This window comes from Immundisolibacter sp., assembly GCF_014359565.1.
In the GTDB taxonomy this organism is placed as follows: Bacteria; Pseudomonadota; Gammaproteobacteria; order Immundisolibacterales; family Immundisolibacteraceae; genus Immundisolibacter.
This window is the reverse complement of sequence record NZ_JACIZD010000006.1, coordinates 18,499-37,761: the sequence shown is the minus strand read 5'-3', so window position 1 is coordinate 37,761 and position 19,263 is coordinate 18,499. Positions and strand designations below refer to the sequence as shown.

18 protein-coding genes are annotated in these 19,263 nt (G+C 67.3%); 9 read left to right on the top strand and 9 right to left on the bottom strand.

Annotation, left to right across the window (positions count from 1 at the left end; genetic code table 11):
• Positions 1-47: 47 nt before the first annotated feature.
• The 4 genes from H5U26_RS09215 to H5U26_RS09200 all read left to right on the top strand — a co-directional run bounded on the left by H5U26_RS09215 (position 48) and on the right by H5U26_RS09200 (position 4,506).
• Entirely contained in the window at positions 48-650 is a 603-nt protein-coding gene (locus H5U26_RS09215; protein WP_290618910.1) for an SCO family protein, read from the top strand.
• A gap of 434 nt (positions 651-1,084) precedes the next feature.
• Positions 1,085-2,329, top strand: coding sequence for an oligosaccharide flippase family protein (locus tag H5U26_RS09210; protein ID WP_290618908.1), 1,245 nt, complete (start codon positions 1,085-1,087; stop codon positions 2,327-2,329).
• A 343-nt stretch (positions 2,330-2,672) separates the two neighbouring features.
• Positions 2,673-3,362, top strand: coding sequence for a methyltransferase domain-containing protein (locus tag H5U26_RS14925; protein WP_366055927.1), 690 nt, complete (start codon positions 2,673-2,675; stop codon positions 3,360-3,362).
• A gap of 19 nt (positions 3,363-3,381) precedes the next feature.
• On the top strand, positions 3,382-4,506 hold the full coding sequence (locus H5U26_RS09200; RefSeq protein ID WP_290618904.1) for a glycosyltransferase family 1 protein: 1,125 nt from the start codon (positions 3,382-3,384) through the stop codon (positions 4,504-4,506).
• Positions 4,507-4,596: 90 nt separating this feature from the next.
• Here H5U26_RS09200 and H5U26_RS09195 read toward each other — a convergent pair whose 3' ends face one another.
• The 3 genes from H5U26_RS09195 to H5U26_RS14920 form a co-directional block, all read right to left on the bottom strand.
• A complete protein-coding gene (locus H5U26_RS09195; RefSeq protein ID WP_290618902.1) occupies positions 4,597-5,565 on the bottom strand; it encodes a glycosyltransferase family 4 protein in 969 nt (322 codons plus the stop codon).
• Between the two features lie 575 nt (positions 5,566-6,140).
• Positions 6,141-6,362 (bottom strand): type II toxin-antitoxin system HicA family toxin, encoded by a 222-nt coding sequence (locus tag H5U26_RS09190; protein ID WP_290618900.1) that lies wholly within the window; start codon positions 6,360-6,362, stop codon positions 6,141-6,143.
• Positions 6,362-6,568, bottom strand: a complete 207-nt coding sequence (locus H5U26_RS14920; protein WP_366055925.1) for a type II toxin-antitoxin system HicB family antitoxin — start codon at positions 6,566-6,568, stop codon at positions 6,362-6,364. Before H5U26_RS14920 ends, H5U26_RS09190 begins: the two co-directional genes overlap by 1 nt.
• Before the next feature lie 48 nt (positions 6,569-6,616).
• On the opposite strand from H5U26_RS14920, the gene H5U26_RS14915 reads away from it, so the two are divergent.
• Positions 6,617-6,955, top strand: a complete 339-nt coding sequence (locus tag H5U26_RS14915; protein ID WP_366055924.1) for a glycosyltransferase — start codon at positions 6,617-6,619, stop codon at positions 6,953-6,955.
• An 87-nt stretch (positions 6,956-7,042) separates the two neighbouring features.
• Here H5U26_RS14915 and H5U26_RS09180 read toward each other — a convergent pair whose 3' ends face one another.
• From H5U26_RS09180 to polA, 4 genes are all read right to left on the bottom strand, one after another.
• Positions 7,043-7,996, bottom strand: a complete 954-nt coding sequence (locus H5U26_RS09180) for a MoxR family ATPase (protein WP_290618896.1) — start codon at positions 7,994-7,996, stop codon at positions 7,043-7,045.
• Between the two features lie 133 nt (positions 7,997-8,129).
• On the bottom strand, positions 8,130-8,912 hold the full coding sequence (locus H5U26_RS09175) for an SDR family oxidoreductase (RefSeq protein WP_290618894.1): 783 nt from the start codon (positions 8,910-8,912) through the stop codon (positions 8,130-8,132).
• Positions 8,913-9,018: 106 nt separating this feature from the next.
• Entirely contained in the window at positions 9,019-10,482 is a 1,464-nt protein-coding gene (locus tag H5U26_RS09170) for an aldehyde dehydrogenase family protein (protein ID WP_290618892.1), read from the bottom strand.
• Between the two features lie 49 nt (positions 10,483-10,531).
• Positions 10,532-13,276 (bottom strand): DNA polymerase I, encoded by a 2,745-nt coding sequence (gene polA, locus H5U26_RS09165; RefSeq protein ID WP_290618890.1) that lies wholly within the window; start codon positions 13,274-13,276, stop codon positions 10,532-10,534.
• Positions 13,277-13,431: 155 nt separating this feature from the next.
• On the opposite strand from polA, the gene H5U26_RS09160 reads away from it, so the two are divergent.
• Genes H5U26_RS09160 through H5U26_RS09145 form a run of 4 tightly spaced genes read left to right on the top strand, consistent with a single transcriptional unit; the run spans position 13,432 to position 16,559 of the window.
• Positions 13,432-13,821 carry a DUF2782 domain-containing protein gene (locus H5U26_RS09160; protein WP_290618888.1) on the top strand — a complete coding sequence of 130 codons (390 nt, stop codon included), beginning with the start codon at positions 13,432-13,434 and terminating at the stop codon, positions 13,819-13,821.
• Between the two features lie 23 nt (positions 13,822-13,844).
• Complete coding sequence (locus H5U26_RS09155) at positions 13,845-14,798, top strand: homoserine kinase (RefSeq protein WP_290618886.1); 954 nt, start codon at positions 13,845-13,847, stop codon at positions 14,796-14,798.
• 4 nt (positions 14,799-14,802) lie between these two features.
• Positions 14,803-15,735 carry a DMT family transporter gene (locus tag H5U26_RS09150; protein WP_290618884.1) on the top strand — a complete coding sequence of 311 codons (933 nt, stop codon included), beginning with the start codon at positions 14,803-14,805 and terminating at the stop codon, positions 15,733-15,735.
• 5 nt (positions 15,736-15,740) lie between these two features.
• On the top strand, positions 15,741-16,559 hold the full coding sequence (locus H5U26_RS09145) for an NAD(P)-dependent oxidoreductase (RefSeq protein ID WP_290618882.1): 819 nt from the start codon (positions 15,741-15,743) through the stop codon (positions 16,557-16,559).
• Positions 16,560-16,694: 135 nt separating this feature from the next.
• On the opposite strand, the gene H5U26_RS09140 is transcribed toward H5U26_RS09145, so the two are convergent.
• Together H5U26_RS09140 and H5U26_RS09135 are read right to left on the bottom strand one after the other, a co-directional pair.
• A complete protein-coding gene (locus tag H5U26_RS09140; RefSeq protein ID WP_290618880.1) occupies positions 16,695-18,296 on the bottom strand; it encodes a GMC family oxidoreductase N-terminal domain-containing protein in 1,602 nt (533 codons plus the stop codon).
• 55 nt (positions 18,297-18,351) lie between these two features.
• A complete protein-coding gene (locus H5U26_RS09135) occupies positions 18,352-19,146 on the bottom strand; it encodes a M48 family metallopeptidase (protein ID WP_290618878.1) in 795 nt (264 codons plus the stop codon).
• Positions 19,147-19,263: the final 117 nt, after the last annotated feature.

Below are 19,263 nucleotides of genomic sequence, written 5' to 3'. Positions count from 1 at the left end.
GGGCATGTGGAGTATATCGCCGGCCGCTGGCGGCACCTTTCGGAGCCTTGCTGGCGGCGCTCGTGCTGCTGCCATTGCCTGGCCTGGCCGCGCCGGGAGGCGGCACCGTCATTACCCCGCCAAGGCCAATCGCCAACCTGTCGCTCGTCGACCACCAGGGTGCACCGATCACCCCCTCCACGCTGGCTGGCCGGTGGACGGTGCTGTTTTTCGGCTTCACGCACTGCCCGGACGTGTGCCCGACCACCCTGGCGCGCCTGGCCGGCGTGCAGCGGCGGCTGCCGGAAGCGCTGCGCCCGAAGGTGCGCTTCATGCTGGTGTCGGTGGACCCAATGCGCGACACGCCGCAGCGGCTGGCCCAGTACGTCGGTCAGTTCGGGCAGGGCTTCGTCGGCGCCACGGCGCCGCTGGGCGAGCTGGCACCGCTGCTGCGCGAGCTTGGCGTGAGCTATGCCTACACCGCGCAGCCGGCAGGCGAACATGCCGCGCACACCGGCCATGCCGATCACGGCACCCCCGCCTACACGGTGACGCACTCCGAGACCCTTTACGTGCTGGACCCGCAGGCGCGCCTGCACGCCGTGTTCACCGATCCGAAGGACGACTACGCCCTCCTGCGCGATCTGAGCACCTGGGCCAACCAGCCGTAGAACCGTCGCCGCCAGGCGGCTGTAGCCGCTCTACAGACGAGGTCAAGAAACCCTCTTGCCTCCAGGAGCGAACAGCCTCCCCCGTGAAGCGTTAACTGCCGTAAAGGCACGCGCAACATACAAGCGGTGCCCCGCCGCGAATCTTCCGGCCAATCATTCGGCCCGAGGGCGGGCCTCCCACGAAAGCCTCGCTGTTTGTGACAGAGGATTCCCAATTTGTGGGAGCGGCGCCCCCGCCGCGAATGTTCCGGCCAATCAGCCCAAGGGCGAACCTCCCACGAAAGCTTCGTGTGACAGAGGATTCCCAGTCGCACCGGCCGACGCTCAAGCGCCGCCCCGGCCGCGTCGTTATCCTGTGCGCCGCGCGCGACGTTATCCATGATCACGCGCCGTCGCTGCTCGACATCCAACACAACTGCTGAAACACCCTCCCCTTGACTGCAACCACCGCCACACTGACACGCCTGCGCGCCTGGCGACCGGGTGGCTATCTGCGCGCCAGCGGCGTGCTGTTCGGCTGGCTGGCGCTGCGCACCGTGGCGCAGATGGCGCTGTTCGTGCTCGTGGCGCGCACGCTGGGGGCGGAGGGCTACGGATCGCTGATTGCGGTGATGGCGATTGCCACCCTTTTCGCCCCGCTCGCGGGCCTCGGTGGGCAGGCCCTGCTGGTGCGCGACGGCGCCCGTAATCCGGAACATCTGGCGACCCATCTCGGCGACGCGCTGCGGCTGTGGGCCATCAGCGTGGTGCCGCTGTCCGTGGCGGCCTTCGTCGCCTGCCGCCTCCTGGTCCCGCCCGCTCTGCCAGCCTACGCAGTCGCCGCCATCGTTCTGGCGGACCTCGCCGGTGCCAGCCTGCTGGAGCTGATGGCGCGGACCTGGCAGGCGCATCAGCGGATGGCTGGTTTCGGCGCCGTTATGTCCGGGCTGATTCTGACTCGGCTGGCAGCTTTCTTGATGCTGACCACCCTCACTGTACCCAATCCCGCGCAATGGGCGGTGCTATACGGCGCGGTGAGCCTTGGCTACACAGCCCTGGCGACCTGGGCGGCGGCGATGACCTTTGGCCGCCCCGTGTGGTCTGGCGATAACCTTTCAGCACTGGTGCGCGCCGGCTTTCCATTCGCATTTGCCGGGGGGGCCATGCGCGTGCAGGCCGAGGCCAATAAACCCATCCTCGCCCGGCTTGACACACTAGCGGGAGTCGGTGCGTTCAGTGCGGCGCAACGAGTGATGGACGTGGTCCTGCTGCCCGTTACCGCCGCTCTCGACACCTTGCTGCCACGCGCATACCGGGCGCAACGGCCGCTCTACACGGTGCTTCGCATCGGTACTGGCCCGCTCGTATTGAGCATCGCAGGCGGCGGCCTGCTCGCATTAAGCGCACCGCTGCTACCGGCCCTTCTCGGTCCTAGCTTTGCCGGAATAGAAAGCCTCGTCCGAGCATTCGCCCTGCTGCCTGCTGCGTTCGTCGTCCGATCACTACTCACCTTTGCGCTTGCGGCTCGCGGTGGCGAACGGCACTTCCTACTGACGTATACGGTGGGCGCCCTCACCAGCGTGGTTGCTACCGCCGCATGGGTGCCATCGTTGGGTCTAACCGGCGCAATCGCGGCTGCATACGCAACCGAACTCAGCCTTATTGCAGTACAGGGAGGTCTGCTTGTCCGCCGCCGGTGAATGGCCTACGGAAGACCTGGAGCGCCTTGGTCGCTGCCCAGTCTGCGAGAATCCTGCACGAGCTTTGATCTACGATAATTTAACGGACGTCAACCAACGGTGCGCGCCCGGGCACTGGACACTCTGGAAATGCCAGGGATGCGGCAGCGGCTATCTCGATCCGCGGCCAACACTCCAGAGTGTCGTACGCGCCTACGCACGTTATCCGACGCATAGGGTGTCGGAGAGGAACGATCTCGCTCGAAGTGGTCTCAGCCGCTTCGCGGCCATCGTACGCAACAGCTACATCAACCGGAGATATGGCGGACGGCGCCAGCCCACCAGCGATTGGGCGTGGCTGCTGATGTATTTACTACCCCCGCCGTTGCGCTTGGAATGGGACCATTACATGCGACACCTGCCGCGCCCTGTGCCCGGCCGGAATCGGCTACTCGACGTGGGATGCGGAAATGGCGATTTTCTTCTGCGCGCGCAGCACGCCGGATGGACTGTCCATGGACTGGATTTCGATCCCACCGCTGCCGGTGTCGCACGGGGGCGGGGTCTTGACGTGTATGTTGGAACGCTCGAAGACAGCCCCTTTCTCGAAGAAAGCTTCGACGTCGTAACGGCAAACCAGGTCGTGGAGCACGTTCATGACCCGGTCGCGTTCCTACGTGCGTGCTGGCGGCTTGTCCGGCCAGGTGGTCTACTCTGGATAGGCACGCCGAACGTGACTCCACCCGTAGCTGCACGGTTCGGTCCGTTTTGGCCAATGCTTGAAATACCTCGTCACCTCACGCTCTTCAGCCTCGATTCGCTGGATTTCGCTTTTCGGAACGCCGGAATAGCATCCCCGCAGTACAAACCTCGTGGCTGGTGTATCGCTGGGGTAATGCAAGACAGTACCAACATTAAAAACGGCGCGGTCGCCGGATCGGTCACTTCGATACATCCTGGTATTGCGCTGCGTGGCGCGATGCACGAAGCAGTTGCTTGGGTCAAGCCGACTTGTGGAGTAGAACTAATCGCAATCGCCCACAAGCCAGGCTGAGCACGATTAGAGCTAAACAATGCCAAGTTCCGAAATCGGCGACACCCCCCTAAAGATAGGCCTTGACGCCCAGCCCTTGGCTACCTCACGGGCTGGAATCGGACGTTATGTCCTTGAACTGTGCCGTGAGTTGGATGCGCGTTTGCCAGACGCGACCTTCTATTGCTACAGCCCGAGGCCAATCACGGTCGCCTTGCCGTCGCTCCGTTGGATAGCACGTGTCGACAGCCATCCTTTGGCTTGCCGGGTACCCTCGTACTGGTGGCTAAAAGCCCGTGTTCATCGCTTGTGTGCAGCGGATGGCGTAGGGCTATTCTGGGCCACGCGAACAATTCTACCCAGGTCGGGAGCTACATTAAGAACGGTGACGACGGTACATGACCTGAACCATCTACTCGTTCCTGCGTCGATGCCGACGTTCACCCGGTTTGCGCATCGTTTATTTTTCTATCACGACGTGCGGCGCGCAGATGCGGTGATCACCAATTCCAGGGGCACTGCGACGCGACTGACCGCGCATCTTGGAATACGCGCCAATGGCATCGCTAGGCCAGGGGTTTCTGGTGCTTTTGCCAACCAGGAAAGATCAGATATTGAAGCTCGACTCAAACGCATCGGGGTCCATCCGCCTTACTTCTTGGCGGTCGGAACATTGGAACCGCGCAAGAATCTTAGCCCCTTGATAGCTGCTTTCTTGGAGCTATGCACATCGCATCCAATTGCGGGTTACCGACTTGTGATCGTGGGGCAGCCCGGGTGGAAGAATGCCCCCGTCACTCGACAACTTGCGGCGGCTGACGCAGATCGTGTTCGTTGGCTCGGTTATGTGGCGGACGATGACTTGGCCGCTCTTTATCAGGCAGCCGCCGCATTCGTCATGCCATCATTGTACGAAGGCTTCGGAATTCCGGTCCTAGAGGCGCGAGCTTCAGGAACGCGAGTTGTCGCTTCCGATATTCCGGAACTGCGCGAGGCTGGCGGCCCCGATGCCGTATATGTCACGCCTGACAAGGAGGGGATCAAGCGCGGGCTACTGAGAATACTTGAAGACGATGGCCCGCGCCCCTCGCCTACCAGTGCGGGCTGGGATGAAGCCGGGGCTGTGATGGCGGAGATACTCAAAAAAGTGGGACATCATCCCTAAATAGTCTAGGTATCTGGATTGACGTTCATTAAATTGAGTCAGACATAAAGACTCCAGCCCATGGGTTAGTCTTTTTTTATAGGCATCGTGTTACGAGACTGGCGCTAAAAGGCTCGAATAAATTTCAATATACCTTAGCACTGCTTGATCCTTGGAAAACTCAGCGAGTACGTGCTGCCGCCCGGACCGCCGCATGCGATTTCTGAGCTCGTCATCCGTTGCGATCAGATTAGCGGCCGCCACAAATCGGCTCACGTCGTCAAGTGGACATAGCAGACCGGTGCTTCCGTCCTTGACCACTTCGGGCAGCGCCGAACCGTCCGTCGCGATCACCGGAAGCCCGCACGCTTGTGCCTCCAGCGCCACCAGCCCGAATCCCTCGAGTCGGGAAGGCAGAAGCAAAGCGTCCGCATCCTGGTACAGGCGAACCAACTCCTCGGTACCGTCCACACGCCCCCGAAAGCGTATGTTCGACGGCAGTCGGCGCCTGGCGCGGCGCCCACGCAGGCCGGCCGTGCTCCACAGCTCGAACTCCGGCCCCAGCTTTTCCATGATGGCCGGCAGCAGGTCGGCACCTTTGCGCCGGCTCCAGTTGCCAACGAATAGCAGCCGAAAAGGGCGGTGCGGCGCCCGCTCGCGGCCGGGCTGGAAGCGATCGGTATCGACCCAGTTGTGAATCACCTGCACATCTTGCAGACCAAACACACGGCGTACTTGACCCGCGGTGAAGGCGCTTACCGCTGTCACAGCTTGCGCGCGATCCAATACAGCCGCTTCGATCCCCTTGATCCACGCCGCATGATAGAGCCGCTGCGCCGGGCTCTTGTAGGGGCGCAGGATCGGATCATGGACGATGTGATGCACGGTGGCCAACACCGGAAGATTCGGCGGAATAAAGCGAGTGTGCAGCCAGGTATTGACATGAACCATGTTCGCCCAGGACGGCGGCGAGGGAACAGTAACCGACCACGGTGCGTACTCCGCCCGATGCGGTAACCATGTGATCTCGGTTCGAATTCCGTGCTGATTGAGCGCGTCGGCCAGACGTTGCGTGAACACGTCCGCACCGCTGCCGGCACGGATCGCTAAGAACCAAACGCATGGGGTATTCATGTGTGAATTCTGACGGACTACGCGGTGCAACGGTAGCAAAAGTAGCCTGGATGGAGCGCAGCGGAATCCGGAGTGGTTGGGCAATGAATGTTCCCCGTATTCCGCTGCGCTGCATACGGGCTACCACTGACTGCCATGCGTTGGCGGCTGATCATCGCCCTTTTAGGAGCCCGGCTACGCCGGGCGATCATCGCGCAGCAAAGCCGCGCTTCTGCAGTGGGCGTGGGAGGCCCGCCCTCGGGCCGAATGGGTGAATTGAAGATTCGCGGCGGGGGCGCCGCTCCCACAGGGGCGCCGCTCCCACAACAAAAGCAGCCTGGATGGAGCGCAGCGGAATCCGGGGTGTTGCCGGGTCAATACGGTGGTCAGCGAAAGTACCCTGGATGGAGCGCAGCGGAATCCGGAATGGTTGGGCAATGAATGTTCCCCGTATTTCGCTGCGCTGCATACGGGCTACCGACCTACCGCGGAAATCCGACCAACATACTTGGGTCTCGCTCCTTTGCAGGCTGCGCCGCAGATCAGGTGGCTGCGGAAAACTCGTCGACCGTAAGATTGGCCGCGCGGATCAGCCCCCTCAGTGTCCCGATGGCGACTGCCTTGTGGTTGGGTACGGAGAGGGTCGCCATTTCTCCGTCTTTCGTCATGATGATGTGGCTGCCGCTCTGACGCGCCACGTTCCAGCCAAGGGTTTTGAAAGCTCGAACGACTTCGCTGCCGCTCAGCGAGGGCAGCACCGCCACTACGCAGCAACCTCGATTTGCCGCGTCTCAAGGGTAAGCGGCAACCCTTTCTCGGCTCGTACTTCCAGGCAAAGCGCAATGGCCTCTGCAATGTTGCGGATCGCTTCGTCTTTGGTTTCGCCTTGGCTGATGCAGCCTGGAATAGCTGGGCATTCGGCGATCCAAACGCCATCTTCGTCCCGATCGATCGTTACGTTGAATTTCATGTTCGCGCTCCAAAAATCGTCCGGCGACTGCGCAGCAAACTGCATGGTGTGGCTGTCGGCGCGATTCTACCCATCCAGGCGCCGTTCGTGGCGGCGGTGGTGAACACGCCGGGCGCGTTCGGCGATTACAACTACCCCGTCAAGCGGTACGAGGCGATGGCCTGCGGCCGGCCGGTGGTGGCCAGTCGCACGGCCGGCACGGCCCACGGTATTTGCAGACGCCTGCGGGATTTTCTGGACCGGCTGGTGGCGACCGGCGACGCGGCGGCGCTGGCCGGGGCGCTGGTGTCGGCCCCGGATCTCGGCGCGGTGGGTTATGGCCCGCAGCCGGCCTGGGGCGCGTCGGGCGCGGAGTTGGAGGCTGCCGTGCGGCGGATTGGCGGCTGATCATTGCCCGTGTAGGAGCCCGGCTGCGCCGGGCGATGGTGTTTCGCGCATCGAGCCAATCGCGCAGCCACGCTGCGCTCCCCCAACTCAACGCGGCAGCGGCACGCCGGCGGTCAGCTCATCCAGCAGCGCGGCGGTGATGCGCCGGTCGTGCTCGCGGCCCTGGCGCGGCAGCAGGCGGTGGTCCCACACCGGGTGCATCAGGGCGCGCACGTCCTCGGCCTGCACGGCGCTGCGGCCGTGCAGCAGGGCGCGGGCGCGCGCGGCTTCGGCCAGGTGCATGGCGCCGCGCGGCGAAATGCCCAACCGCACGCGCGGGTCGTCGCGCGTGGCGCGGGCCAGGGCGACGATGTAGTGCGCCAGGTCCGGATGCAGATAAACCTCGCGCGTCTGCTCCCGCAAGCGCAGCAGGCCGGCCGGGTCGAGCACCGGCATCAGCGGTGGCGCCGTGCGGTACTCGCCCAGCAGCGAGCGCTCCGCGGCGGCATCCGGATAACCCAGGCGCGTGGCGATCAGGAAGCGGTCCAGCTGAGCCTCCGGCAGCGGGTTGGTGCTGTCGAAGTCGATCGGGTTCTGGGTGGCGATGACCGTGAACAGCGGCGACAGCGGGTGGCTGACGCCGTCGGCCGTCACCTGCCCTTCTTCCATCGCCTGCAGGAAGGCCGACTGGCTGCGCGTGGGCGCGCGGTTGATCTCGTCGGCCAGCAGCAGGTCGGTGAAGATGGGCCCGGCCACGAACTCGAAACGGCCGTCGCCGGGGTGATACACGCTGCCGCCCAGCACGTCGGCCGGCAGCAGGTCGGAGGTGAACTGGACGCGGTTGAAGGCCACCCCGAGCACCCGCGCCAGGCCCTTGGCCAGTGTGGTCTTGCCGACGCCGGGCACGTCCTCGAGCAGCACGTGCCCGCCGGCCAGCACCGTGATCAGCAGCAGGTCCAGCACGCCGCCTGCGCCCAGCCAGACGGTGGCCAGCTGCGCGCGCACGCCCGACAGCGTGGCGGCGGCCTCGGAAGCGGAATCGAGCGGGACGACACGCGCCATCAGCGAACCTCGGGCGAACACGGTTGCCTGGATTATCGGCCGCCCGGCGCACTTGTTGAGCAGGCGGCCTGCGCAGCGCTTGTCACGCCCGCCGGCCGGTCATCCACCATCCGGACACGGACCAGACCGTAACCTACAGATACGCCGCCATGCCGCCGTCCACGTCCAGCTGCGTGCCGGTGACGTAGCTGGCGGCGTCGGAGGCCAGGAACAGCGCCACGTTGCCGACTTCCTGCATGCGCCCGACGCGGCCCATGGGCACGCGGTAGAACTCGGCGCTGGACTTCAGGAAGGCCTCGTAGCTGCCCTGCGCCGGGTCGTGCCACGTCTCCCAGGCCGGGGTTTCGACCAGACCCAGCCCGATCGCGTTGGCGCGCACGCCCTGCGCGGCATGTTCCCTGGCCAGCAGCTTGGTGAAGGCCAGGCAGCCGGCGCGCACCACGCTGGATGCGTAGAAAGTCAGGTCCGGCTGGCGGGCGAAGATGGCGTTGATGTTGATGATGCTGCCGCCGCCGCGCGCCAGCATCAGCGGCACGGCGGCGCGCGCGGTGCGGATCATGGCCATCAGCTTGACGTCGAATTCCTTGTGCCACTGGTCGTCGCTGAGGCTGGCCAGGGTGCCGGATTCGGACGTGGCGGCGTTGTTGACCAGCACGTCCACGCCGCCGAAGCGGGTCTTGGCCTGCGCCAGCAGGCGGTCGATGTCCTCGGCCTGGCCCACGTCGGCCTGTATGCCCGCGATGCGATCACCGTGGCTGGCGCGCCATTGCTCGATCTGCGCATTCAGCCCGGCGCCGTCGCGGGCGCAGGTGAGCACGCTGGCACCGGCTTCCAGAAAGGTCTGCGTGATGCAGTGGCCGATGCCCTGCCGGCCGCCGGTGACGATGGCGACCTTGCCCTTGAGGTTGATGTCCATGGCTGTCTCCTGCCGATGGGTGGTGAAGATCATTCGGCCCGGGGGCGGGCCTCCCACATCTGTCCGGTACCCGTGGGAGCGGCGCCCCCGCCGCGAATGCCCAGATTCACTTCAGGCCGGTCCAGACGCTCTTGAGCTCGGTGTACATGGCAATGCCCTCCTCGCCGTTCTCGCGGCCCAGGCCGGACATCTTGTAGCCACCGAAGGGCACCGCAGCGTCGAGCACGCCGTAGGCGTTGATGTACACGGTGCCGGCCTTGATCGCCCGCGCCACGCGGTGCGCCTTGCCGACGTTCTGCGTCCACAGGCCCGCCGCCAGGCCGAACTGGGTGTCGTTGGCCAGGGTCAGCACCTCGGCTTCGTCCTCGAAGGGAATCACCGCCAGCACCGGGCCGAAGATTTCCTCCTGCGCCACGCGCATGGTGTTGCTGACGCCGGCCAACACGGTCGGCTGGTAGAAAAAGCCGCGCCCGCCGACATCCGCCGGGCCGCCGCCGGCGACCACCGTGGCGCCCTCGGACACGCCCAGCTTCACGTACTCGTCCACGCGCTTCCAGTGCTGTTCGGACACCAGCGCGCCGACGCGCGTGTCCTCGGCGAAGGGGTCGCCCACCTTCATGCGCGCGGCGGACTGACTGGCGGCTTCGAGCGCCTGCTCGTACAGCGGCTTTTCGACGAACAGCCGCGAGCCGGCGATGCACACCTCGCCCTGGTTGTAGAAGATGGCCGCGCCGATGGCGCGCATGGCCGATTTGAGGTCGGCATCGGCAAAGATGATGTGCGGCGACTTGCCGCCCAGTTCCAGGCTGATGCGTTTCAGCGTGCCGGCGGCCTGGCGCATGATGTGCTGGCCGGTGCGGGTGCTGCCGGTGAACGCGATCTTGTCCACGTCCGGGTGCGTGATCAGCGCCTCGCCGGCCTCGGTGCCGAGGCCGGAAACGATGTTCACCACGCCGGGCGGAAAGCCCGCCTGGTTGATCAGGTTGCCCAGGTACAGGGCCGTCAGGGGCGTCTGCTCGGCCGGCTTGAGTACCACCGTGTTGCCGGCGGCCAGGGCCGGGGCCAGCTTCATCACCGCCATGAACAGCGGGAAATTCCACGGCACGATCTGGCCGATGACGCCGATCGGCTCGCGCAGCGTGTAGGTGTGAAACGGCCCGCGCACCGGCACCGTCTCGCCGCGCAGCTTGGTCGGCCAGCCGGCGTAGTAGCGCAAGGTCTGCACCGACAGCGGCAGGTCCACCTTGCGCGCGTCGCCGAAGGGCTTGCCGGTGTCGTAGGTCTCCAGCGCCGCCAGGGCGTCGGTGTTCTGTTCGATCAGGTCGGCGAAGCGGTGCAGCAGGCGCTCGCGATCGGCCGCCGCCATGCCGGCCCAGGAATCGGCCTCGAATGCCGCCCGGGCGGCCTTGACGGCGCGGTCGATGTCCGCCGCCGCGCCCTTGGCGACCTCGCCCAGCGACTGGCCGGTGGCCGGGTTGATGTTGTCGAAGCGGGCGCCGCCGGCGGCGTCCTGGTACTCGCCGTTGATGTAGAGGCGGGTCGGGGCAGTGAGTTTCTCGAATGGGATCATGGGTGGTTTCCTCCTTCAGGATTCGGGAATGTCTGGTTTCGGGGACGCCTCAGTGGGCTTCGTCCCAGTTGAGGCCAACGCCGGTTTCCACTTCCAGCGGCACGGTCAGCGGATTGTCGGCGGTCATCAGGGCCGTGACCTGCGCCCGCACCGCCTCGGCGCGCTCGGCCGGCAGTTCGAACACCAGTTCGTCGTGCACCTGCATGATCATGCGCGCCGGCTGGCCATTGTCGTGCAGCCAGCGGTCGATGCGGATCATCGCCAGCTTGATCAGGTCGGCGGCCGTGCCCTGCATGGGCGCGTTGATGGCGGTGCGCTCGGCGTACTGGCGGCGCTGGTTGTTGCCGGCGCGGATGTCCGGCAGGTACAGGCGCCGGCCGTAGACGGTTTCCACGTAGCCGCGCTCGCGCGCCGCGGCGCGGGTGGCGTCCATGTAGGCGCGCACGCCGGGGTAGCGTTCGAAGTACTGGTCCACGTAGCGCTGCGCGGCGCCGCGGTCGATGCCCAGCTGCTGTGCCAGCCCGAACGCCGACATGCCGTAGATGAGGCCGAAGTTGATGGCCTTGGCGGCGCGCCGTTGCTCGCTGCCGACCGCCTCCGGCGCCAGGCCGAAGATTTCGCCCGCCGTGGCGCGGTGCACGTCCAGGCCCTGTGCGAAGGCCTTGACCAGACCTTCATCGCCCGACAGGTGAGCCATGATGCGCAGCTCGATCTGCGAGTAGTCGGCCGACAGCAGCACGCAGCCGGGCGGCGCGATGAAGGCCTGGCGGATGCGCCGGCCCTCGGCGGTGCGCACCGGGATGTTCTGCAGATTCGGATCCGACGACGACAGCCGGCCGGTGGAGGCCACCGCCTGGTGATACGAGGTATGCACGCGGCCGGTGGCCGGGTTGACCTGCTGCGGCAGCTTGTCGGTGTAGGTGGAGCGCAGCTTGGACAAACCGCGGTGCTCCAGGATTACCCGCGGCAGCGGGTAGTGCAGGGCGAGCTCGTGCAGCACGTCCTCGGCGGTGGACGGCTGCTTGGTCGGGGTGCGGCCCAGCACCGGCAGTTTCTGTTCCTCGTACAACACCTGCTGAATCTGCAGCGGCGAGCCCAGGTTGAACGGGTGCCCGGCCAGCTCGTGGGCCTCGGCCTCCAGGCGCTGCATGGCGGCGGCCAGCTCGCCGCTTTGCGCGCGCAGCAGGGCGGCGTCGATCAGCACGCCGTGGCGCTCGATGCGCGAGAGCACCGGCAGCAGCGGCATTTCGATCTGCTCGAACACGCGCCGCAGCGCCGGCTCCGCCTCGATCTGCGGCCAGAAGTGCCGGTGCAGGCGCAGCGTGACGTCGGCATCCTCGGCCGCGTAGCGGGTGGCGGTCTCGATGTCCACCTGGTTGAAGCTGAGCTGGTTCTTGCCGCTGCCGGCCACGTCCTTGAAGGCGATGGTGGCGTGGCCAAGATGCTTGGCGGACAGGGTGTCCATGTCGTGGCGGCTGGCGGTGCTGTCCAGCACGTAGGATTCGAGCATGGTGTCGAAGGCCGGTCCGGCCGGGGTGATGCCGTAGCGGGCCAGCACCGTGTAGTCGAACTTGAAGCCCTGGCCGATCTTGCGCGGCGATTCGGCCTCCAAGAGCGGCTTCAAGCGCGCCAGCACGGCGTCCCGGGCAAGCTGATCCGCTGCGCCCGGGTAGTCGTGGCCGACCGGCACGTAGGCCGCCTCGCCGGGCGCGACCGCGAACGACAGGCCGACGATCTGCGCCGTGATGGCGTCCAGGCGGTCGGTCTCCAGATCGAAACTGAACGCCTCGGCCGCCGCCAGGCGTTCGCACCAGCGCTCGAGCGCCGTCTCGTCGAGCACGGTTTCGTAGGCCTCGCGGTCGATCACCTGCGCGGCCGCAACGGCGGGCGCCTCCGGCTTGGTCTTATCCGTGGCGGGAAGCGCCTGCCCACCCACCGAGCCGCCGTCCAGCTCCTTGAGCCAGGATCTGAACTCGAGCTGCGTGAACAGCCGGCGCAGCGTGTCCACGTCCGGCGCGCCGCGGTTCAGGTTGTCCGGATCGATGTCCAGCGGCACGTCGCAGCGCACCGTGGCCAGCTCCCGGTACAGCGGCAACTGCCCCAGCGTGGCGCGCAGGTTCTCGCCCACCTTGCCGCCGATGTCGCCGGCATGGGCGATCACGCCGTCGAGCGAGCCGTAGTCGGTGAGCCATTTGGCAGCGGTCTTGGGGCCGACCTTGGGTACGCCGGGGATGTTGTCGACCGTGTCGCCGGTCAGGGCCAGGAAGTCGGCAATCAGCTCCGGCGGCACGCCGAATTTTTCCCGCACGCCGGCCACGTCGAGCACGGTGTTGCTCATGGTGTTGACCAGCCGCACCCGGCCATCCACCAGCTGCGCCAGGTCCTTGTCGGCGGTCGAGATCAGCACCTGCTCGCCGCGACTGGCCGCGCGCCGGGCCAGGGTGCCGATCACGTCGTCCGCCTCCACGCCATCGATCACCAGCAGCGGCAGGCCGAGCGCCCGCACCAGTTCCTGTGTCGGGCCGATCTGCACAGCCAGATCGGGCGGCATCGGCGGGCGGTTGGCCTTGTAGTCGGCAAAGCTCTCGTGACGGAAGGTCGGCCCCTTGGCGTCGAACACCACCGCGATGTGGGCGTCCGGGTAGTCGCGCTCGAGCCGGCGCAGCATGTTGATCACGCCGTAGGTGACGCCGGTCGGCTGGCCCTGGGAGTTGGTCAGCGGCGGCAGCGCATGGAAGGCGCGAAACAGGTAGGACGAGCCGTCCACCAGGACGACGAGCGGTGATTCGGACATGCTGACCGGGAAGTTCATACGGCGCAGGGACGGGCCGGCCGGCAGTGTAGCGCAGCGACCCGAGGACCCTGACGGCCTGCCGCAACGCCGGCCGGGCGGCACGGCGATGCTATGCTTTGGCCAGCATTTCAAGCCTTTTTGCAGGAGTTCAACCCATGCGCCGCATGCTGCTTATCGGTCTTCTGCTGGCCGCAGCGGCGCAGGCCGCCGAGGATGGCCCACCGCCCGGCAGCGAAGTCCTGCCGGAGCTGCAGGTCGAGCGTCGCGACGACGCCCCGCCGGCCGGCAGCGAGGTGCCGCCCGAGCTGCAGGTGGCGCCGCAGGAGGGCGAGGCGCCCTCGCCCGAGGTCACCATCAAGCGCGACGGCAAGGACACGCGCGAGGAGTACTCGATCAACGGCCGCGTGTATATGGTCAAGGTCAAGCCGGCCGTCGGCCCCGCCTATTACCTGGTCGATCCGACCGGCCAGGGCGAGTTCAGCCAGCAGATCAACGACGTCAAGAACCCGCCCCCGGTGCCGCGCTGGGTGCTGCTGCGCTGGTAGGCGGTTGACCGGCGGGGACTGGCGTGTCGGTATACACCCGGGTCGAGGCGGCCGAAGTCGCGGCGTTCCTGCGCGATTACGCGGTCGGTGAGCTGCTGGACCTGCAGGGCATCGCCGACGGCATCGAGAACACCAACTACTTCGTCACCACGCGCGGCGGGCGCTTCGTGCTGACGCTGTTCGAGCGCCATGCCGAGGTGGAGCTCGAATATTTCCTGGAGCTGATGGTCACCCTGGCCGACCACGGCCTGGCCTGCCCGCGGCCGATCATGGCCGACGACGGCAGTTATTTGCGCCGCCTGGCGCAGCGGCCGGCGGCGCTGGTCGAGCGCCTGCCCGGCAAGGCGGTAAACGAGCCGTCGGTGGCGCAGTGCGCGGCGGTCGGCGAGGCCCTGGGGCGCATCCACCGCATCGGCCGCCACGTGCACCGGCGCCGCAGCAACGAACGCGGCCCGGCCTGGTGGCGGGTGACCGCCGACGCCCTGCGCGGCGTGCTGCAGGCCGACACCATGGCGCTGATCGACGCCGAGATCGCCTTCCAGGCGGCCTTCGACACCCAGCACCTGCCCCGCGGGGTGATCCACGCCGACCTGTTTCGCGACAACGTGTTGTTCGAGGGCGAGCGCCTGTCCGGCGTGATCGACTTCTACGCCGCCTGCAACGACATCCTGCTGTACGACCTGGCCATCTGCCTGAACGACTGGTGCGTGGTGCCGGACGGCGACTTCGACGACGCCCGGGCGCGCGCCTTCGTGGCCGCCTACGTCAGCGGTCGCCCGCCGGTGGCCGGCGAGGCGGCGGCGCTGCCGGCGATGTTGCGCGCGGCGGCGCTGCGCTTCTGGCTGTCGCGCCTGTACGACCTGCATTTCCCGCGCGCCGGCGAAATCACCCACGTCAAGGATCCGGGCCACTTCGAGCGCATCCTGCGCCTGCGCATCGCGCAGCCGCAGCGCACTGCCCGGCTGTGGCCGGCCTGAAGCGATGACCGCGCTGCGCCGCGCCCTGCCCTACCTGTGGCTGAACCTGGCCTGCGTGTTCTGGGCCGGCAACATGGTGATCGGCCGGGCACTGCGCGACTACCTCGGGCCTGGGCTGATCGTGAGCCTGCGCGGCGCGATGTCGCTGGTGGTGCTGGCGGTGCTGCTGCGCTTCCTGCGCCGCGACGACGAACCGCCGCTGCGCGAGGACTTCTGGCGCCTGTGCTTCATGGCCTTCAGCGGCGTGGCCGGCTTTCAGGGCGTGTTCTACCTGGGCCTGCGCTACACGGACGCCATCAACGCCGCGCTGATGAATGCCGCAGGTCCGCTGGTGGCACTGGCGCTGGCCTATCTGGTGCTGCGCGCGGTGGTGCGCCCGGTGCAGTGGTTCGGGGCGCTGCTGTCACTGGCCGGCATTGGCGTGATCCTATCGGCCGGCAGCCTCGAGCGGCTCGCCAGGCTGCACTTCAACGGCGGCGATCTGCTGCTGCTCGGCTCTATGGTGCTGTGGGGCGCCTACTCGATCGCCGGACGCGCGGTGATGCGCCGCCGCTCGGTGCTGTCGGTGACCGTCCTCACGTCGGCACTGTCGCTGCTGATGGTCGCGCCCTGGGGCCTTTGGGAATTCGCCACCACCGAGCCACGGTTCACGCCGTGGGTGTGGCAGGCGCTGGCCTTCATCGCCGTGTTCGTCGGCGTCGGCGCCCTGCTGGCGTGGAACGCCGGCGTCAAGGCGGTCGGCGCGTCCGAGGCCATGGCCTTCATGAACATGACGCCCGTCTACACTGTCGCCCTGTCGACCCTGCTGCTGCACGAACCGATGCGCAGCTATCAGCTTGCCGGCGCGGTGCTGGTGGTCGGCGGCAGCCTGCTGGCGGCGCTTGGACCCCAGTGGCTGCAGCGCCTGCGGCGCGCGCCGGCCACCGAATCGAGTTGAACCCGATGGACAGCCTGTACGGAAAAACGCTTTTCATCACCGGCGCCAGCCGCGGCATCGGCAAGGCGATCGCGCTGCGCGCCGCCGAGGACGGTGCCAACATCGTCATCGCCGCCAAGACCAGCCAGCCGCACCCCAGGCTGCCGGGCACCATCCACACGGCGGCGCAGGAAATCGAGGACGCCGGCGGGCGTGCCCTGCCGCTGGTCATGGACGTGCGCAACGCGGAGGCCGTGGAAGCCGCCGTGGCGCAGGCCGTGGCGCACTTCGGCGGCATCGACATCCTGGTCAACAACGCGTCCGCCATCAGCCTGACCGGCACGCTGGACACGCCGGTCAAGCGCTTCGACCTGATGATGGACGTGAACCTGCGCGGCACCTGGCTGGCGTCGCGTACCTGCCTGCCGCACCTGCTGCGGGCCGAGAACCCGCACATCCTGGTGCTGTCGCCGCCGCTGAATCTGGAGCCGCGCTGGCTGGCGCCGCACCCGGCCTACACCACCAGCAAGTACGGCATGAGCCTGTGCATGCTCGGCCTGGCGGAGGAGTTTCGCGAGCGCGGCGTGGCCGTCAACGCTCTGTGGCCGCGCACGGTGATCGCGACGGCCGCCATCGACCTGCTGCCGGACGTCGACCCGGCCGCCTGCCGGCGACCGGAGATCGTGGCCGACGCCGCGCACTGGATCCTGACCCGGCCCAGCCGCGACGTAAGCGGCAATTTCTACATCGACGAAGCCGTGCTGGCGCAGGCCGGCGTGACCGACTTTGACCGCTACGCCGTGGACCCGGCCCGCGAGCCGCTGCTGGATCTGTTCCTGGACTGATTGCGCCGCGGAAGCGTCGGCGCCCTGCGGGAGCGGCGCCGCGGTGGGAGCGGCGCCCCGCCGCGAATCCTCGAATCAAGCATTCGGCCCGGGGCGGGCCTCCCACATCCGGGCGCCGCCCGGCGGTCCGGCCGCTCACCGAGCCGCCAGATCCTCCTCGATCAATTGCGCGCCGCGCCAGGCGATCGCCATCGTCGCCGCATTGGTGTGCGCCGATACCAGGGTCGGCATGATCGAACAGTCGATCACCCGCAGGCCGGTGACGCCATGCACGCGCAGGCGCGCGTCGACCACCGCCAGCGGGTCCCAACCCATCTTGCAGGTGCCGGCCGGGTGGGCCACCGGGCCGCCGAACTCGCTGTGGAAGGCCAGCGCGTCCTGATCGGTCTGCACCTGTGCGCCGGGGCTGGTTTCCTCGACCAGTTTCTCGGCCAGCGGTGACTGGGCGGCCAGATTGCGGATGTAGCGCAGGATGCGCCCGCTCATCTGGCGGTCGCCGGCATCGGTAAAGAAGCCGGACTGGATGCGCGGCGCGGCGGCCGGATCACGGCTGCTGATCATCACGCTGCCCTGGCTTTGCGGGCGCAGCTGGTAGCCGAAGATCTGCATGCCGTGGGCCTGCTCGAAGGCCATCGACATCCTGCCGGGCTTGAGCGAGAACGGTGCCATGACCAGCTCCACGTCCGGCCGGGTCAGGTCCGGCGTGCTGCGCACGAAGGCCACCACGTCATGCGAGCCGGTGGCCATCAGGCCCTTGCGCGTGAGCAGGTACCGGACGAGGTTGCGGCCCAGGCGCCAGCCGCCGAACTGGCCGTTCAGGCTGATCGGCTCGCGCAGGCGAAACTGCACCATCATCATGCGGTGCTCGCGCAGGTTCTGGCCTACGCCCGGCAGGTCGCTGACCACATGGATGCCCAGGTCGGAAAGCTGCTGCGCCGGGCCGATGCCGGACAGCTGCAGCAGCTGCGGCGATTGCAGCGTGCCGCCGGCCAGAATCACTTCCCTGCCGCAGCGGTATTCCTGCGGCTGGCCGTTGAGCGTGCCGGCGATGCCCACCGCGCGCGTGCCTTCGAACAGCACCCGCCCGGCCAGAAAGCCGGTCACCACGCGCAGGTTCGAACGGTTCATGACCGGGCGCAGGAAGGCCGTTGCGGCGTCCTCGCGGCGGCCGTTGCGGATGGTGAACTGCACGTAGCCGATGCCTTCCTGCTCGGGCCGGTTCAGGTCGTTCTTGACCGTAAGGCCCAGCCGGCTGCCGGCGGCGATGGCGGCGTCGCACAACGGGTGCGGGTTCGGGTGATTGCTGATGTGCAGCGGGCCACCGGCGCCGCGCACCTCGTCGGCGCCCAGTTCGTGGTCCTCCATGGCCTTGAAGCAGGGCGCGATGTCGGCCCAGGCCCAGCCGGGGTTGCCGGCCGCCGCCCAGTCGTCGAAATCCTGCGGCTGGCCGCGGGTGTAGAACATGCCGTTGACGGCGCTGGAGCCGCCCAGCATGCGCCCGCGCGGCCAGGATTCGGACGCGTTGCCGTTGCCCGGCTCCGGCTCGGTGTCGAAGCGGCGCACGTGGTGCTGGTCGAACAGCAGCTTGCCGAAGCCCTTGGGCATGCGCACGATCAGGCTGTTGTCGTCCTTGCCGGCCTCCAGCAGCAGCACGCTGTGCCGGCCGCTGGCGGTCAGCCGGTTGGCCAGCACGCAGCCGGCCGAACCCGCGCCCACGATGATGAAATCTGCGTCCAACGGATTGCTCCTCCCTGGTTTGTTGTCCGTTCTCGGCGGTCGATGTACCCCGTTGTCAGGGCGCCCGGCAGGCCGGCTTGCGACCCTGGGCCCGTGCCTGCTGGTACAGCTCCAGCGCCTGCGGCAGACGGTTTTGCAGCGCCTCGATACGGCCACCAGACGAGGGGTGGGTGGACAGAAAGACCGGCGGCCCGCCGCTGTTGGCGCGCTCCATGTTCTGCCACAGGGCGACGCTTTGCCGCGGATCGAAGCCGGCGCGCGCCATCAGGTCCAGGCCCAGCAGATCGGCCTCGCTCTCCTGCGTGCGCGAGAACGGCAGCAGCACGCCGACCTGCGCGCCGACGCCGAGCAGGCCCATCAGCTGCTGCTTGGCCGGCGACATGCTGCCGCTGATGGCCTGCGCCGCCTGCAGGCCGGTGTCCACGACGGCCTGGTTCGACAGCCGCTCGCCGGAATGGCGGGCCAGCACGTGCGCCACCTCGTGGCCGACCACCGTGGCCAGTTGATCCTGGTTGGTTGCGACTTTCAGAAGGCCGCTGTTGACGCCGATCTTGCCGCCCGGCAGCGCGAAGGCGTTGGCCGAGTCGTCCCGAAACAGCGTCACCTGCCAGGACTGGCCGTTGCCCGGCACCACCGCGGTGATGGCATCGGCCACGCAGCGTACGTAGGCGTTGGCTGCCGGATTGGCGTCGGTGGGCTGTTTTTTCCGGATGTCGTCGTAGGCGGCCAGGCCCATCTGCGACAGGTCCGCGTCCGAGAACAACTGCAGCTGGCTGCGACCCAGCGGCGAGGTGGTACAGGCGGCCAGCACGGCCAGGGGCAGCAGGACAAACAAACGCTTGAGCATCATGCGCAAAGACTCCGACCGGGATTTCGGGGATGAAACGGGCGTTCAGCGTGCGTTCAGGCAACGGGTCCTAAGGTGGCCTCACGCAGCGGGGATGGGCCCCGCAGCGAATCCCCGTGG

Bases quoted from the DNA above. Each gene is read 5' to 3' on its own strand.
- H5U26_RS14925 (WP_366055927.1), top strand. From the start codon at position 2,673: ATGTATTTACTACCCCCGCCGTTGCGCTTGGAATGGGACCATTACATG.
- H5U26_RS09200 (WP_290618904.1), top strand. From the start codon at position 3,382: ATGCCAAGTTCCGAAATCGGCGACACCCCCCTAAAGATAGGCCTTGAC.
- H5U26_RS14920 (WP_366055925.1), bottom strand. From the start codon at position 6,568: ATGAAATTCAACGTAACGATCGATCGGGACGAAGATGGCGTTTGGATC.
- H5U26_RS09180 (WP_290618896.1), bottom strand. From the start codon at position 7,996: ATGGCGCGTGTCGTCCCGCTCGATTCCGCTTCCGAGGCCGCCGCCACG.
- H5U26_RS09175 (WP_290618894.1), bottom strand. From the start codon at position 8,912: ATGGACATCAACCTCAAGGGCAAGGTCGCCATCGTCACCGGCGGCCGG.
- H5U26_RS09170 (WP_290618892.1), bottom strand. From the start codon at position 10,482: ATGATCCCATTCGAGAAACTCACTGCCCCGACCCGCCTCTACATCAAC.
- polA (WP_290618890.1), bottom strand. From the start codon at position 13,276: ATGTCCGAATCACCGCTCGTCGTCCTGGTGGACGGCTCGTCCTACCTG.
- H5U26_RS09160 (WP_290618888.1), top strand. From the start codon at position 13,432: ATGCGCCGCATGCTGCTTATCGGTCTTCTGCTGGCCGCAGCGGCGCAG.
- H5U26_RS09150 (WP_290618884.1), top strand. From the start codon at position 14,803: ATGACCGCGCTGCGCCGCGCCCTGCCCTACCTGTGGCTGAACCTGGCC.
- H5U26_RS09145 (WP_290618882.1), top strand. From the start codon at position 15,741: ATGGACAGCCTGTACGGAAAAACGCTTTTCATCACCGGCGCCAGCCGC.
- H5U26_RS09135 (WP_290618878.1), bottom strand. From the start codon at position 19,146: ATGATGCTCAAGCGTTTGTTTGTCCTGCTGCCCCTGGCCGTGCTGGCC.